This is a genomic window from Candidatus Pelagibacter communis (assembly GCF_001179945.1).
Classification (GTDB): domain Bacteria; phylum Pseudomonadota; class Alphaproteobacteria; order Pelagibacterales; family Pelagibacteraceae; genus Pelagilacustribacter; species Pelagilacustribacter ubique_A.
Genome location: NZ_CVSG01000006.1, coordinates 1 through 15,283, shown reverse-complemented (window position 1 = coordinate 15,283; position 15,283 = coordinate 1). Strand labels below are relative to the sequence as shown.

General features: G+C 31.2%; 15 protein-coding genes. 10 read left to right on the top strand and 5 right to left on the bottom strand.

Annotated elements, in window-relative coordinates:
* The first annotated feature begins 32 nt into the window (after positions 1 to 32).
* Positions 33 to 536, top strand: a complete 504-nt coding sequence (locus AMN78_RS00130; RefSeq protein WP_075533612.1) for a gamma carbonic anhydrase family protein — start codon at positions 33 to 35, stop codon at positions 534 to 536.
* Positions 505 to 1,947, top strand: a complete 1,443-nt coding sequence (locus tag AMN78_RS00125; RefSeq protein ID WP_075533611.1) for a hypothetical protein — start codon at positions 505 to 507, stop codon at positions 1,945 to 1,947. The genes AMN78_RS00130 and AMN78_RS00125 overlap by 32 nt, the downstream gene beginning before the upstream one ends.
* Before the next feature lies 1 nt (position 1,948).
* On the opposite strand, the gene AMN78_RS00120 is transcribed toward AMN78_RS00125, so the two are convergent.
* The 3 genes from AMN78_RS00120 to AMN78_RS00110 are packed head-to-tail and all read right to left on the bottom strand — an operon-like array spanning position 1,949 to position 4,578.
* Positions 1,949 to 2,557, bottom strand: a complete 609-nt coding sequence (locus AMN78_RS00120; RefSeq protein WP_075533610.1) for a pyridoxamine 5'-phosphate oxidase family protein — start codon at positions 2,555 to 2,557, stop codon at positions 1,949 to 1,951.
* Between the two features lie 3 nt (positions 2,558 to 2,560).
* Complete coding sequence (locus AMN78_RS00115) at positions 2,561 to 3,430, bottom strand: NAD(P)-dependent oxidoreductase (RefSeq protein WP_075533609.1); 870 nt, start codon at positions 3,428 to 3,430, stop codon at positions 2,561 to 2,563.
* A 2-nt stretch (positions 3,431 to 3,432) separates the two neighbouring features.
* Positions 3,433 to 4,578 (bottom strand): CaiB/BaiF CoA transferase family protein, encoded by a 1,146-nt coding sequence (locus AMN78_RS00110; RefSeq protein WP_102133220.1) that lies wholly within the window; start codon positions 4,576 to 4,578, stop codon positions 3,433 to 3,435.
* Between the two features lie 81 nt (positions 4,579 to 4,659).
* Here AMN78_RS00110 and AMN78_RS00105 point away from each other — a divergent pair, with 81 nt between their 5' ends.
* Genes AMN78_RS00105 through AMN78_RS00090 form a run of 4 tightly spaced genes read left to right on the top strand, consistent with a single transcriptional unit; the run spans position 4,660 to position 8,230 of the window.
* Positions 4,660 to 5,874: an MFS transporter gene (locus AMN78_RS00105; RefSeq protein WP_075533607.1), complete on the top strand. Its 1,215-nt coding sequence runs from the start codon at positions 4,660 to 4,662 to the stop codon at positions 5,872 to 5,874.
* Between the two features lie 38 nt (positions 5,875 to 5,912).
* Positions 5,913 to 6,407 carry a DNA-directed RNA polymerase subunit omega gene (gene rpoZ, locus AMN78_RS00100; protein WP_075533606.1) on the top strand — a complete coding sequence of 165 codons (495 nt, stop codon included), beginning with the start codon at positions 5,913 to 5,915 and terminating at the stop codon, positions 6,405 to 6,407.
* A 6-nt stretch (positions 6,408 to 6,413) separates the two neighbouring features.
* Entirely contained in the window at positions 6,414 to 7,397 is a 984-nt protein-coding gene (gene dusA, locus AMN78_RS00095; protein ID WP_075533605.1) for a tRNA dihydrouridine(20/20a) synthase DusA, read from the top strand.
* A 47-nt stretch (positions 7,398 to 7,444) separates the two neighbouring features.
* Complete coding sequence (locus tag AMN78_RS00090; RefSeq protein WP_075533604.1) at positions 7,445 to 8,230, top strand: sulfite exporter TauE/SafE family protein; 786 nt, start codon at positions 7,445 to 7,447, stop codon at positions 8,228 to 8,230.
* Here AMN78_RS00090 and AMN78_RS00085 read toward each other — a convergent pair.
* A complete protein-coding gene (locus AMN78_RS00085) occupies positions 8,227 to 9,669 on the bottom strand; it encodes a phosphomannomutase/phosphoglucomutase (RefSeq protein WP_075533603.1) in 1,443 nt (480 codons plus the stop codon). The genes AMN78_RS00090 and AMN78_RS00085 overlap by 4 nt on opposite strands.
* A 186-nt stretch (positions 9,670 to 9,855) precedes the next feature.
* Here AMN78_RS00085 and AMN78_RS00080 point away from each other — a divergent pair, with 186 nt between their 5' ends.
* The 3 genes from AMN78_RS00080 to AMN78_RS00070 are packed head-to-tail and all read left to right on the top strand — an operon-like array spanning position 9,856 to position 13,946.
* Entirely contained in the window at positions 9,856 to 11,805 is a 1,950-nt protein-coding gene (locus AMN78_RS00080; protein ID WP_075533602.1) for a ribonucleoside-diphosphate reductase subunit alpha, read from the top strand.
* On the top strand, positions 11,796 to 12,803 hold the full coding sequence (locus AMN78_RS00075; protein ID WP_075533601.1) for a ribonucleotide-diphosphate reductase subunit beta: 1,008 nt from the start codon (positions 11,796 to 11,798) through the stop codon (positions 12,801 to 12,803). The genes AMN78_RS00080 and AMN78_RS00075 overlap by 10 nt, the downstream gene beginning before the upstream one ends.
* 21 nt (positions 12,804 to 12,824) lie before the next feature.
* The gene (locus AMN78_RS00070) at positions 12,825 to 13,946 is read left to right on the top strand and encodes a hypothetical protein (RefSeq protein WP_075533600.1); all 1,122 of its coding nucleotides are present in this window, start codon (positions 12,825 to 12,827) and stop codon (positions 13,944 to 13,946) included.
* Between the two features lie 2 nt (positions 13,947 to 13,948).
* Here the strand turns inward: AMN78_RS00070 and AMN78_RS00065 are convergent, their stop codons facing one another.
* The gene (locus tag AMN78_RS00065; RefSeq protein ID WP_075533599.1) at positions 13,949 to 14,671 is read right to left on the bottom strand and encodes a proteasome-type protease; all 723 of its coding nucleotides are present in this window, start codon (positions 14,669 to 14,671) and stop codon (positions 13,949 to 13,951) included.
* Between the two features lie 105 nt (positions 14,672 to 14,776).
* Between AMN78_RS00065 and AMN78_RS00060 the strand changes: the two genes are divergently transcribed.
* Positions 14,777 to 15,283 (top strand): circularly permuted type 2 ATP-grasp protein (locus tag AMN78_RS00060; protein WP_179850579.1); only part of this gene is annotated, 507 nt, incomplete at its 3' end.

Genomic DNA, 15,283 nt, shown 5'->3' with positions numbered 1-15,283 from the left:
TAAGATAATTAATAATACATTACAGCAAATTTATGATTTACGATGTTAACGGTCATACTCCTAAAATCGATCCAAACAGTTGGGTAGCTTCTAATGCAGTTATTATTGGTAGAGTAGAATTAAAAAAGAATTCTAATATTTGGTTCAATGCAACTTTAAGAGGTGATTTAGAACCAATTATCATTGGTGAAGGTTCAAATATTCAAGATGGTAGCGTTATACATACAGACCCAGGTTGTCCTACAATTGTAGGCAAAGGAGTAACAGTAGGGCACATGGTAATGCTTCATGGATGTGAAATTTCAGATGATTGTATTATTGGAATAGGTTCAACTATTTTAAATAAAGCAAAGATTGGTAAAAACTGTATCATCGGAGCAAACTCACTGGTGACAGAAAATAAAATTATTCCAGATAGATCATTGGTCCTTGGCAGTCCAGGTAAAGTAGTTAGGCAAGTTACAGATGAAGAAATAGAGCACATCAAAGAAAACGCTAAAAACTATGTTGAGAATATTAAAAAATATAAAAAATAATTTTATTATTTTGATTTCTTTATTTCTAATTAGTCCTGTTTTAGCAGTGGGTAAACCTTCATCAAAATACGATGGTGCATACACCTTTAGTGATTATTGCAGGGGGAGCAAAAATAGCAATGCGTATGACGGTAGCCAATTTATAATTAAAGATGGAATGGTAACCAATGATAGGGGCGGAGCAGGGAGATGGACTTTAGACGAAAAAAAATCAAGAGTTGACGATAAAGGTAAAATTTTTATTAAAGGCGAAAGACGTGGTAATAAAAGCATCATTACTGGCAATTTGAATGATGATGAAAAAAAACATTCTGTTTATCAATTTAAAAGAAAAGTAGGAGGTAAATCACAGTATTATGGAGATAAAAAATACGGAAACCTCAAAATGAAAAGAAAGTATAAAGGAGACAGTGATTATGTTCCTTGTGTTATTAATTTAAAAAGAATTGGAGACGTTCCGAAAAAAGTTGTTTCAAAAGATGATCGGAAAGTAACAGAAATAACTATAACTTCAAAAAATACAAACGATGATTTAACTTTATTAAATGATCAAGGCAAGGATGAAAAAATAAGAGTAGAATTAAGAAATCTTGATTCAATTTCAAAAGGATTAATAATTGTAGTTCCTTCAAGCACTCCAAACATGGACGATGAGATTTATTATGAAAAACAAGTAAGTAAATACGGATATGCAACTGCAATAGTATATGGTGCAGAACCAAGATATCAAAAAAAGTTTACTGGATCATACACAAGCTCTATGATTCTTTATGATGCTATAGCAACTATAGAAGAAGTAACAAAACTATATGGAAAAACCAAAGAAGTAATTTTAATTGGATCCTCAACAGGATCATTAGCTATATTTAAAGCAGGCTGGCAAGATTTAAGAGATAAATATCCCTCGATGAATTTAATTACTAAGGGATTTATGATTAATGCTGCTTGTCCAGATATATCGGAAGTTAATTTTAGTGATAAAATTAAGATGTTTGCAATCAATGGGCAACAAGACGAATCAACACCTCCATGGGTCTGTAAGAATTTAAAAGATTCCTCTAAGAATCCTAACTTATATCTTTTAACTTACTCAGGTGGACATCATTTTGAAAGCAGAATGTATCCACCTTCAAGATATGATACTGAAAGTGCACATGCACTGCCAACTTGTTCTTTAAATTATAAATCTAATCTCCACCAGGTTATCAAGAGAAGAGATGGATCAAAGGAATGGAATGGAGAAAACCAAGGATATAAAAAAGATCAAAAAAAATGGTTTGGAGAAAATTGTATAGATAAGGGAACTCTGCAAGGATACGAAGAATATGGTGCAAAACAATTTTGGACCGATGTAAAATCCATTATTGTCGATAAAAAAGATGCAAAATCTTTAAAAGGCTACACTGAATAATTTAAGGGACTAACCAAGTAAATTTTTTAGAACCATTTAGATCTAATAAGGCTCTCCTATGACCTTTAGCTGCTAAATAAAGCCACTCAATACTTTTAATTTTACATTTAATTACACAAAAATTTTTGTAGCCTTCTTCACTTTCTTCTTTTGTGAAGTCAAAGTTATCAAATTTATTATCTAGACCTGAAGTTGGCTTTTCAGACTCTGTTCCAGGTCCACTGGTTGCTAAGTAACATTTTCTACTTATGTGACCAGTTTTTTCCCAAGATTCTTTTGTGATATCGTTATTAAAATTAACTTCGCATTCAGCTTTAACTCTGAGCTGTATTTTTTCTTCTTTACCATAAAACAAAATTGAACAGTGAGGATTCTTTTTTATTTTTTCAATTTTAGAAGATCTAATATCACTATGATACTGGATAAAATTATTCTGTTGATCTGCTTTTCTAAGAACAACAACTCTTCCATCAAGGTCATTATCACTCCCACAGATAAACACTGGCGTTCTAAACTCTGAAGATCTATCTTTAACTGCTCTAGTTAGCAGATCCCAGATTTTTTTTTCTATCTCTTTTGAATTTTCGTAATAACTTACTGTTTCAGGCACAACTTATTTTCTAAATCTTTTAATTAGGCTTGAAGTATCCCATCTTTGACCACCCATTTTCTGAACTTCAGCATAATATTCATCGATTATTTTTGTGATTGGTAGGGGAGAGTTATTTTTCTTTGCTTCATCCATAGCTATTTTTAAATCTTTTCTCATCCAATCAACAGCAAAACCATAATCAAATTTATCTTCAATCATTGTTTTGTGCCTATTTTCCATTTGCCATGATTGTGCTGCACCTTTTGAAATTACCTCAATAACATCATGCATATTTAATCCTGCATTTATGCCAAAATTAATTGCTTCTGATAAACCTTGCACTAAACCAGCTATACAAATTTGGTTTACCATCTTAGTTAACTGACCACTACCAGAGGGACCAAGTAATTTTATCTTTTTACTGTAACAATCAATAACTGGCTCAGCTTTTTTATATGGAGCTTCATCTCCTCCAACCATTACTGTTAAAGTTCCGCCTTCAGCTCCTGCTTGCCCTCCTGAAATTGGTGCGTCTAGAAAATCAAAATTCTTTGACTTTGCCTCTTTATAAAGTTCTCGTGCAATATTTGCTGAAGCAGTAGTGTTATCTATGTAGATTGAGCCTTTTTTCGCAGTCTTAAATAAACCTTTATCACCTAGAGTTACCTCTCTTAAATCATTGTCGTTGCCAACACATGTGAAAATAAAATCACAGTCTTTAGCTGCATCCATTGGAGTGTCTGCAGTTTTACCTTTATATTCTTGAATCCATTTTTCTGCTTTTGCTTTTGTTCGATTAAAAACAGTTACATCGTGACCCGCTTTTGAAATGTAACCTGCCATTGGATAACCCATGACACCCAAACCTATAAACGCAACTTTGCAAGACATAATTATTTACAAAACTCCTTAATTATTTTTTCTCTATTCTCATCTAAATCAGGTACATCCCCCCTTTTTATACTATCTGCATAACTGGACATCTTAATAGGGTTCCCTGCTGCTTTAAAATCCCCTGCCACTTTATGGAATGTATTAATTATCATGTTTCGAGCTTTTATTTGTGGATTTTCAACAGCATCTTTAATATTAAAAATTGGACCACATGGAATTTTATCTTTTTCTAATTTTTGAGTCCACTCTTTAGTATTTAAAATTTTTAATTTTTTTTCCATAATTAGTTTTAATTCATCCATATTTTTGCATCTAAGCGCATTAGTTTTAAATTTCTCATTATTAAACTCTGCTTTCATGTCGAGCGCATTACATAATTTTTCAAATAATTTATCGTTACCAGCTGCAATAATTATATAAGTATCTTTAGTCTTAAATGCTTCAAATGGCGCAATAGAGGGATGTCTAGAACCCATGGGCTGAGGGATTTCATTTTTTGATAAATACCTCGCAATAGCGTTTTCTAAAATAGCTATCTGACAATCCAACATCGAAACATCAATAAACATACCTTTTCCAGTTTTTTCTCTATCATATAATGCTGAATTTATTCCTATAGTGGTAAACAAAGCAGCTGTAATGTCACCTATAGAAGTTCCCACTCTTGTTGGCTCAGTCTTAGGATGACCAGTGACACTCATCAAACCTCCCATTCCTTGAACAACCATATCGTAAGCTGGTAACTCTTTAAGTGGCCCTGTTTGCCCAAATCCTGATGCGGATGCATAAATCAGTTTTGGAAACTTGCCACATAAATCTTTCCAGCCCAAACCCCATTTTTCTAAAGTTCCAGGTTTAAAATTTTCAACCAGAACATCTGTCTTATTAAGAATATTCAAAAATATTTTTTTATCTTCTGAGTTTTTTAAGTTTAAGGCGATACTTTCTTTTCCTCTATTAAGAGACATGAAATACGCAGAATTATCTTTTATAAAAGGTCCGAACTTTCTAGAATCATCTCCTCCATTTGGAGACTCTACTTTGATTACCCTTGCGCCTAAATCTGATAATATCATTGTGCAATATGGACCTACTAAAACTCTAGTTAAATCAAGAACAAGTATATTTTTAAGTGGACCATTCATAATAAAATTTAAAATTAAATTGATCTATATTTATGCTTAAGATAATTCATTATTTTAAAATAAAGTTTACTAAAATCATTAATGATTAAAATTTCGATTAATAAAAAAATTATAATATTTGGTTTTATCTTTACATTTTTTTCAAGTTTTGGACAGAGCTTTTTTTTAGGTTTGTTTAACGCACCAATTAGAAATGAGTTAGGTATAACCCACGGGCAATTTGGAAATATTTATGCAATGGCAACAATTTTTTCTAGCGTTCTATTAATATGGGTAGGAAAAAAAATTGATGAGTATCAGATTTTTTATTACTCATTTTTTGTCATAATATTACTATTTTTATCATCACTTTTTTTTTCTTTTATAAATAGCATCTACCTTTTAGCTGTCGGTATTTTTTTGATGAGATTTTCTGGTCAAGGCTTAATGAGCCATACCTCTACAACTACTATTTCGAGATTTTTTGAAAAATCACGAGGCAAAGCTTTAAGCACAATTTGGTTTGGTTTGTCTTCAGCAGAATTCATTTTGCCAGTTTTTGTTACTTATTTTTTTGTGATTTACTCTTGGAGAACTGTTTGGCAGGGTATCGCAATAATAATTATCTTATTTCTACCAATTGTAATATTTAATACCATTAGAAGTGTAAAACTTGAGTCTAGAGAAAAAGATCAAAATCCAAAAATAAATTTAAAAATTAAAAGTTGGCGAAGAGTAGAAGTAATTAAAGACTTTAGATTTTATATAGTTTCACTAAATATGCTTGCAATGCCTTGGGTAGCTACTGGTGTATTTGTTTACCAATCTTTTATTACAGAGTCTAAAATGTGGGGCATCTATACAATTCCAAAAGCTTTTATGGTTTATTCGATTACTTCAATTGTAACTTTATTTTTTTCTGGTTTTTTAGTTGATAAATTTACAAGTAGAAAATTAATTCCATTGATGAATATTCCTTTACTTTTTGCAATGCTAGTTTTGTTTTATTATGAACAAGAAATTTCTGCATTTATTTTTTTAGGTTTAATAGGCGTATCCAACGGATTAGCTAACGTATTAGGCTCTTCAACTTGGGCTGAAATTTATGGGGTAAAGTACATTGGTGCAATTAAAGCATTAACAACTGCACTGATGGTATTTTCAACCGCTTTTGGCACTGCAGTTTTTGGAATATTGATTGATAGCGGTTATGTTATTGAAAATATTGCATTAATTGCTGGTATTTATATTATTGTTTCACTAGCTCTTTTGATTTCAATTAGAAGCACATTAGAACCTGTCATACTTAAAAAATAATTGATTTATTAAGATTATTTCAATATACACTCACCATCATGGCAAGAATTACCGTAGAAGATTGTTTAGAAAAAGTTGATAACCAATACGATTTGGTTCTATTAGCAAAAGAAAGAACCGTTCAACTAAATGCTGGAGCACCTATGTTAGTTGAGGAAGATAATGACAAACGAACAATTATATCATTAAGAGAAATTGGAGATGGCAAGATTGATGTTAATGAGGTTGAAGCTAGTGCAATAAAAAGATTAAGAAAAGAGCCGGACGAATCAGAGGAGCAAGAGGAAATTGAAGAGGAAACCAACGATGACTTTGAAAATCTATACAAAGGTCAGGTATCTAAAAGCGGAGTTGCAATATTACCTTCAAAAAGAACCAGAAGAATTCCAGAAGTTAAAAAACCTAGCTTAGCTGATGAGGCACTATCAGAACTAAAAGCAGAGCAACCAGAAATAAAAGAAGAAAATTTAGACAAAGAAGAAGAACCTCTTGAATTAAGTGAAGAGGCTACAGAAGAAGAAAACAAATCTTAACAGATCATGAAAAAAACTGTTTCAGTTGCGCCTATGATGGATTGCACTGATAAACATGAAATTTATTTTTTAAGTCTTATAAGTAAAAACGTTCATTTATATACTGAGATGATTGTAGCAAATGCAATCATAAGAGGTGATAGAAAAAAACTTCTATCATTTAAAAAAATTCAAAATCCAGTTACTTTACAAGTTGGTGGTTCAAACGAGTCAGAACTTGCTGAAGCTTGTAGAATTTCTGAGCAATATGGTTACAAAGAAATAAATTTAAATTTAGGTTGCCCTAGTAAAAAAGTTCAAAAAAATAAATTCGGTGCGTGCCTTATGCAAGAACCTAAATTAGTAGCAAAATGTATTGAGTCAATGTCTAAAGCAACAAAATTACCAATCACTATAAAAACAAGAATTGGTTATAATGAAGTTGAAGATTTTGAATTTTTAAAATCGTTCATTCAAACAACAAAAGATGCTGGTTCACAAAAATTTATTATTCATGCAAGGAAAGCACTTTTGAAAAAATTGACTCCAAAAGAAAATTTAAATATTCCACCACTAAAGTATGATTTTGTTTACAAACTTAAAGATTTTTTTAAAAATGATGAAATTATAATTAATGGTGGAATTAAAACATCAGGAGAAATTAAAAATCACCTTACAAAAGTTGATGGCGTAATGATAGGTAGAGCAATTTATCACTCTCCTTACTTCTTAGCAGAGATAGAGAGGGAAGTTTTTGGTAATGATAATATTCCTACAAGATCTGAGGTAATGGAAAAGTTAATTCCCTACATTCAAGAGGAAACTACAAAAGGTGTTCAATTAAATCATATTATGAGACATACTGTAGGCCTATTTCATGGACAGAATGGTTCAAAAGTCTGGAAACAATATCTTTCTAAAAATATGTGCATAAGAGATGCAGATCTTAAAAAAGTTAATCACTTGATGGATCAAATTAAAAAGACAAAAATTATATCTCTGGAAAGATAACTTTGTTAATACTTTCACAATCTGAAATAATTTATTTAATATTTGTTATGATCATTACTGCTATTCCAGCAGGGTTTGCTGCAGGTCTTTTTGGAATTGGCGGAGGGCTAATAACAGTTCCAATTTTATTCTATATTTTTACAAGAGCAGGAATAGACCCTTCTTATGTGATGCATCTATCAGTAGGCACGTCATTTGGCATAATCATACCTACTTCTATTGTATCAGTGTTAACCCATCACCAGCATAAAGCTGTTGATTTTAAAGTTGTTAGAGGATTTGGTCTTTCTGTTGTAACTGGTGTAATTTTAGGAACAATCTTGGCTGCAAATTTAAGCACAAAACCTTTAATCTTATATTTTACTATTGTTGTTTATGGATTAGCTTTTTATTTATTATTCTTAAAAGAAAAAGGTGAAAATTTAGATATTAAAATTGGATTTTTAGCAAAAACTCTAGCTGGCGTAGTTAGTGGATTTGTTTCTGCACCAATGGGAATAGGAGGCGCAGTAATGAATGTACCTATCCTAAAATATTTCGGATATCCAATTAATAAAGCTATAGGTAGCGCTGCAGCTATTGGATTTGTAATCGCTTTATTTGGCGCTATGGGATTTTTGCTTTCAGGTCATCTATTAGATGCAAATGTTCCTTTAAGCATCGGTTTTTTAAATATTCCTGTTTTTTTAATTTTTTTCCCTATTACAGCTTTTATGGCTAGAATAGGTGCAAAAACAAGTCATAGATTAAATAAGAGAAAACTTACTAAATATTTTGGTATTTTTTTAGTTTTTGTTGGATCAAGATTCTTATTTGAATATTTTACGCTTTAAATTTTTTGGTCGTACTCACCAATTTTTCCAGTTTTTTCTAAAAGACCATCAATGAATTTGAATATTTCTTTTTTTCTTGAATCAGAGTGAGTGCTTTCTGTTACCACAACTAATGAAGGCTTATTTGATGATGCACGTACTAATCCCCAAGATCCGTCTTCTAAGGTAAATCTCGCTCCGTTTACAGTTAGAATTTCCACAATCGATTGATTATCAATTTTAGCACCTTTGTCTTTTAATTTTTGTATTGTTTGAACTACTTCTTCGACAACTTTGTATTTTTCTTCATCTTTACAGTAGGGGGCCATTGTTGGTGTTTGATAAGTAATTGGAAGATCTTTTAAAATTTGACTCATTTTTTTATTTTGATCTTTTAAAAGATGGCAAACTTGTATCGCAGAATTAATCCCATCATCGTAACCAAAACCTAAAGGTTGATTAAAGAAAAAGTGTCCGCTTTTTTCAAAGCCAGCAAGCGCTTTTTCACCACTTACTTTTCTTTTGATATGAGAATGACCTGTCTTCCAATAAATAGTTTTACAACCGTTTTTATTTAAAATGCTATCATTTTTAAATAATCCAGTTGACTTCACATCTACAACGAATTTAGAGTTTTTATGTTTATTAGAAAGATTTCTAGCTATAAGTAGACCTATCTTATCAGAAAATATTTCTTTTCCTTGCTCATCAATAACCCCACATCTATCTCCATCACCATCAAAACCAAACCCTATGTCTGCATTATTTTTTTCTACAGCTTCAGCTATAGAGTGAAGCATTTTTAAATCCTCTGGATTGGGATTATATTTTGGGAAAGACCAGTCTAAATCACAATCTAACTCTATTACTTCACATCCAATACCTCTTAAAATTTCTGGTGCAAATACTCCAGCCGTTCCATTACCACAAGCAACAACTACTTTTATCTTTTTGTTTATCTTATTTTTATTTATTAAATCCTGGATGTAGATTTTTTTAAAATCTTCAATTATTTTTAAACTACCTTTACCTTTTTTGAATTCATTTTTTAACGTTAACTCTTTTAGCTCAGACATTTCCTCAGGTGCATGTGTTAAACCTTTTTTGATACCCATTTTTACGCCAGTCCATCCATTTTCGTTATGACTAGCAGTGACCATAGCAATAGCATCTGAATTTAAATTAAATTGAGCGAAATAAACCATTGGAGACAAAGATAAACCCACATCTTCAATATGACACCCAGTTGATATTAAACCATCAATAAGAGCTTTTTTAATTTTCTCACTGTATGATCTATAATCATGTCCGACTATTATTCTAGGATTATCTTTTTTAGTGTTTTTGATAACTTGAGTCCCGAGCCCTTTACCTAAATTAGTGATTCCCTCAATATCGATATCTTTTTCAAAGATCCATCGTGCATCGTATTCTCTAAAACCGTTAGGATTGATTTTCATTAGTTATAACTACTAAAGAATATAGGCATTTGTTATTAAATGTTTATTAACAAAACTTTCCACTTGCAAAATTAATTAAATGTTCTTATAATGTTCTATTGATTTCGGTGTTATATAGTATATTAACATATCTGTAACACAACATGTAGTTGTTTTGTTAACAAATCGAGTAAAAATAAGGAAAATATGAATAAAACAGTATCATTGGCAATAGAGAAAGCTGTCGGCTCAATAAGTCAAAAAAACCAAAACGGTCTAAAAAATAACGGACCAAAAAAACCGGATTTATTTTCTCTATCAGGAGAAACAGAGTTATTTCAAAATGAGAAAGGTATAACAATTAAGATTGATCGTTCTAGGGATCAAAATCTAACCGATTTTGGGAGAGCAACTCTAACTGATAGGTATCTAGGTCAAAACGAAAGTTTTCAAGATCTCTTTGCCAGAGTAGCAAGTGTATATGCTGATGATAATTTACACGCGCAAAGAATTTATAATTATATTAGCAATCTTTGGTTTATGCCAGCCACACCTGTTTTATCCAATGGCGGCACGGAAAGAGGATTACCAATTTCCTGCTTTTTGAATGAAGCAAGTGATAGTCTTGAAGGTATAACAAATCTTTGGGAGGAAAATGTTTGGCTTGCAGCTAGAGGCGGAGGAATAGGGAGCTACTGGGGCAATCTGAGATCCATTGGAGAAAAGATCGGAAAAGTTGGAAAGACTTCAGGAATTATTCCTTTTATTAAAGTTATGGACTCTTTAACTTTAGCAATTAGTCAGGGCTCTTTAAGAAGAGGATCAGCAGCCTGTTATTTGCAAATTGATCACCCTGAAATTGAAGAATTTATTGAAATGAGAAGACCTACTGGTGGAGATGTTAACAGAAGATCTCTAAATTTACATCACGGAGTTTTGGTAACTGATGAATTTATGAGGGCAGTAGAAACAGGTGGTCAATGGGCACTTAGAAGTCCATATGACGGATCTGTTCAACAAACTATACCAGCAAGAAATTTATGGATTAGATTGTTGACTGCTAGAATTGAGACTGGGGAGCCTTATATTGTTTATATAGATACAGTTAATAGACAAATCCCCCAACATCATAAACTCGCAGGATTAAAAGTTAAAACCTCTAACCTTTGTAGTGAAATTACATTACCAACCGGGGTAGACAATGAAGGCAATCAAAGAACGGCTGTTTGTTGTTTATCATCTTTAAATTTAGATACCTACGATCAATGGAAAGATGATCCACAATTTGTTGAAGATGTTATGAGATTTTTAGATAATGTGATGACGGACTTTATAAATAGAGCTCCAGATGAGTTTGCTCATGCGAAATATTCAGCCATGAGAGAAAGAAGCGTTGGTCTTGGTGTTATGGGACTACACTCATTTTTTCAACAAAAAAATATTCCTTTCGGATCTGTGATGAGCAAAGTATGGAACAAAAAAATATTCCAAAACATTCAAGAAAAAGTTGACGAAGCTTCAAAGACTTTAGCTGACGAAAGAGGAGCATGCCCTGATGCTGCAGAATATGGAATGAAGGAGAGATTTTCAAATAAAACTGCAATAGCTCCAACAGCTTCTATATCAATTATTTGTGGAGGATCTTCTCCAGGGATAGAACCTATTGCAGCCAATAGCTATACACATAAAACGCTTTCAGGCTCTTTCAACGTGAGAAATAAATATCTTAAAAAGATACTACAAAAATATAACAAAGATACGGATGAAGTTTGGTCAACAATAACAACCAATCAAGGATCTGTGTCACACTTAAACTTTTTAACTGCTAATGAAAAAGATACATTTAAAACAGCTTTTGAAATCGATCAAAGATGGATTGTTGAACTTGGTGCAGATAGAACTCCGCACATATCACAAGCACAATCAGTAAACATCTTTGTTCCAGCAGATATACATAAGAAAGCACTTCACGATATTCATTTTCAAGCGTGGAAAAAAGGTCTGAAAAGCCTTTATTACTGTAGATCCAAATCAATCCAGAGAGCTGAAAATGTAAACAATGGATCTTCAACAGATGTGACAAAAAATGTTTACTCTGGAAAACAAGAATCAAATAATGAAAGCAATAACTATGAGGAGTGTTTATCATGTCAGTAGCAGAAAAAACTAAACCAACAATAATACAACCTAATAAAATGGGTTTGTTAGTAGAAAACCCAGTGTATAAACCATTTAGATATCCGTGGTGCTATGATGCTTGGTTAACTCAACAAAGAATTCATTGGCTGCCGGAAGAAGTGCCATTAGGGGACGACGTTAGAGATTGGCAAAAAAATTTATCAGTTGAAGAAAAAAATCTTTTAACTCATATTTTTAGATTTTTCACTCAAGCAGATGTTGAGGTAAATAATTGTTATCTAAGACACTACACAACTGTATTTAAACCAACAGAAGTTTTAATGATGATGACAGCATTTGCTGCAATGGAAACAGTCCATATCGCTGCATACTCTCATTTATTAGATACTATCGGAATGCCTGAGACAGAGTATTCTGCGTTTTTACAATACAAAGAAATGAAAGATAAGTATGATTATATGCAAGGATTTGATGTAAAATCAAAACACAATATAGCTATGACTATGGCTGTATTTTCTGCATTCACAGAAGGCTTACAATTATTTGCAAGCTTTGCAATTTTACTTAACTTCCCAAGATTTAATAAAATGAAAGGGATGGGCCAAATAGTAACTTGGTCAGTTAGAGACGAAACTTTGCACTGTAATTCAATGATTAGACTTTTTAGAGATTTCATTAAGGAAGAGCCACAAATTTGGAATGACAAATTAAAAAATGAAATCTATGAAGCTTGCAAAACAATAGTTCATCACGAAGATGCATTTATTGATCTAGCTTTTCAAATGGGTCCAATGCAAGGTTTAACAGCTGATGAAGTTAAACAGTACATTAGATTTATTGGTAATAGAAGATTAGAACAATTAGGTTTAAATCCTATTTACGAAGTAAAGAAAAATCCATTAACATGGTTAGATACGATGCTTAATGGAGTAGAACACATGAACTTTTTTGAAGGAAGAGCTACTGAGTACTCTAAAGCTTCAACAAAGGGCACTTGGGGTGAAGTATTTGCTTAAATAAAAGATTTAGGTTCTTAAATGAAAAAAAATGTCTTCTTAATTTTTTTTTCATTCCTATTTTCATGTGCTTTAGTCTATTTTTTAGTTTTCGCTTGGGTTGCAGTTTTAGAAAAATATAAACATAAAAATAACTTCACTAATCTTGAAAATTTAAATTTTCATGAGGAATATTCAAATCGAGTTCACCACTTAAGAGGTAATAATTGGCCTCATGAAAAACAAAATATTCTTTGGAATAAAGAAGATTATTTATTTTCTACAATCTCTGAATTTAAAATTGATAAAGATAATTATTTAATACAAGGCGACTCCTGGGCAGAATACATGGTTTTTAAAGATCAAATTTATGAAAGTTTAGACGATATAGTAAAAAGACTAAATATTGGTTTAATAAACAGTGGAACCTCATCTTACTCTCCTAGCCCGATGAAAGTACAATATAAAATTCTTGAGGAAGAATATGGAGTTAAACCCGATTACATTATTTCAATCATTGACCAAACAGATATAGGAGACGAATTATGTAGGTATAAACATAACATTGAAGAAAATAATGACGGAAGCGTTAAATCTATTAAAAGAGAATTCAATACTGGTGCAGTTATGGACGTATCTAAGCACTATAATTTTTCAAGAATTCAACTTGAAAAAAAAAAATTTATTAATTTTCACATAACTAATTATTATATTTATAAGACCTACCATGAAATAAAAACTAGAATTTTAAATATTAAAAAATTTGGATTTAAAGATGGAGGTAATTATAAATGTGAATTTCAACAAATTCAAAAATATCTATTTAAGATAAATAACCAAGAAAAAGAATATTTCAAAAAAAGAACTCAAGAATATCTCGATTATCTAGTTTCAAAAAAATATTTAAAGAAAATCTTTATTGTAACATTTCCACATAAAAACCATTTTGAAGGATATTATAATGTCAATGTTTCAAGTATAATAAATGAACTCAATTTGTCTTCAAAAATTGTACATATAAATTTCAATGAGATAATACGGAAAAACCAATTCCAAAAAGAGAATATATACACAGTTAACGATCCAGCTTCTCATTTAAATGAGGAAGCACACGTATTATATATCAAAAAAATTTTTAAAATAATTAAAGAAAAAAAATATTAAATTTACTTTTCCCAATCAAATTTTGGAAAAGTGTCGAAAACCTGTAAAACTTTGTCTGACCATTTATCACAAATTTTTTTATAATCTTCATCATTTGTATTTAAACATTTAATATAGGATAATTTTTTTTCACCTTTTTTAAATACGGCTAGGTCTATTGGTGGCCCAACTGTGAGATCACTCTTTAAAGTAGAGTCCATAGAAATTAAAGCACACCTAGCAGCATCACCAATTGAAACCGAAGGAGTTATGACTCGATCTAATATCGGTTTTCCGTATTTAACTTCCCCTATTACTAAATAAGGTTTACTATCTGCAGGTCTTATATAGTTTCCTTGAGGATAGATTAAATAAAGTTCTAAATCTTGACCTTTTATCTGTCCTCCAATTATAAAAGTTGCGCCTAAGACTAGACTATCTGTGTTTACACCATCTGGTGAAGAATGTTTTATTGTTAACTTACCAATGTAGGACGCGATTTGTTCAAAATCTTTACATGTATTTAAGTTCAAAGAATTGTTATCTTTAATATCTTTTTCGATTGATTTAAATACAGCCTGAGAGGTAGCTAAATTTCCAGAAGTAACAATAATAACAGTTCTATCGCCCACATCATAGGTAAGCATTTTTGAATAAATATTGACGTTATCTAACCCAGCATTAGTTCTTGAATCAGAGGCTAGAACAACTCCGTCATTAGTCTTAATACCTATACAATATGTCATGGTGAATTCTTATTTAAAAAATAATAAATATTCAATTCTTAATTATCATAGCTATTATCTAATTTGTGCATTTGATAAAGGCAATAAACTATTAAGAATTATTAAATGGTAAATTTGTGGAAAAAATACGATTCTAAAAAAACTTATGATGAGTATCTGAACTCTGATCACAAGTTGCGTAGGCAAGCTATAATCATTTCACATATTTTAGAGCGACACGGAATTAAAAAGCTAAATGAGATTGAAAAAAATTGTGCAAGTACAATAAATGCTAGAGGGATTAATTTCCGAGTTTATTCTTCCGGAAAAAAACTTCAAGAAAAAAAATGGCCTCTAGATATTATTCCAAGAATAATTTTAAAAAAAGATTGGGCTAAAGTTTCAAAAGGATTATTGCAAAGAGTCAAAGCTTTAAATCTTTTCATTGATGATGTTTATAATGATAGAAAAATTTTTAAAGATAATATTATCCCAGAAGATTTAGTTTTTAATTCACCTTATTATTTGAGGGAGTGTTACGGGTTTTCACCTAAATATAAAGCCTGGTCAAACATTTCAGGAATCGATTTAATTAGAAACATCAATGGCGAATTCATGGTATTAGAAGACAAT

Excerpts from the sequence above, each read along its gene's own strand:
- AMN78_RS00115 (WP_075533609.1), bottom strand. The coding sequence starts at position 3,430 with ATGTCTTGCAAAGTTGCGTTTATAGGTTTGGGTGTCATGGGTTATCCA.
- AMN78_RS00085 (WP_075533603.1), bottom strand. The coding sequence starts at position 9,669 with ATGAAAATCAATCCTAACGGTTTTAGAGAATACGATGCACGATGGATC.
- AMN78_RS00080 (WP_075533602.1), top strand. The coding sequence starts at position 9,856 with ATGAATAAAACAGTATCATTGGCAATAGAGAAAGCTGTCGGCTCAATA.
- AMN78_RS00105 (WP_075533607.1), top strand. The coding sequence starts at position 4,660 with ATGATTAAAATTTCGATTAATAAAAAAATTATAATATTTGGTTTTATC.
- dusA (WP_075533605.1), top strand. The coding sequence starts at position 6,414 with ATGAAAAAAACTGTTTCAGTTGCGCCTATGATGGATTGCACTGATAAA.
- AMN78_RS00070 (WP_075533600.1), top strand. The coding sequence starts at position 12,825 with ATGAAAAAAAATGTCTTCTTAATTTTTTTTTCATTCCTATTTTCATGT.
- AMN78_RS00130 (WP_075533612.1), top strand. The coding sequence starts at position 33 with ATGATTTACGATGTTAACGGTCATACTCCTAAAATCGATCCAAACAGT.
- AMN78_RS00065 (WP_075533599.1), bottom strand. The coding sequence starts at position 14,671 with ATGACATATTGTATAGGTATTAAGACTAATGACGGAGTTGTTCTAGCC.
- AMN78_RS00125 (WP_075533611.1), top strand. The coding sequence starts at position 505 with ATGTTGAGAATATTAAAAAATATAAAAAATAATTTTATTATTTTGATT.
- AMN78_RS00110 (WP_102133220.1), bottom strand. The coding sequence starts at position 4,578 with ATGAATGGTCCACTTAAAAATATACTTGTTCTTGATTTAACTAGAGTT.
- AMN78_RS00075 (WP_075533601.1), top strand. The coding sequence starts at position 11,796 with ATGTCAGTAGCAGAAAAAACTAAACCAACAATAATACAACCTAATAAA.
- rpoZ (WP_075533606.1), top strand. The coding sequence starts at position 5,913 with ATGGCAAGAATTACCGTAGAAGATTGTTTAGAAAAAGTTGATAACCAA.
- AMN78_RS00090 (WP_075533604.1), top strand. The coding sequence starts at position 7,445 with ATGATCATTACTGCTATTCCAGCAGGGTTTGCTGCAGGTCTTTTTGGA.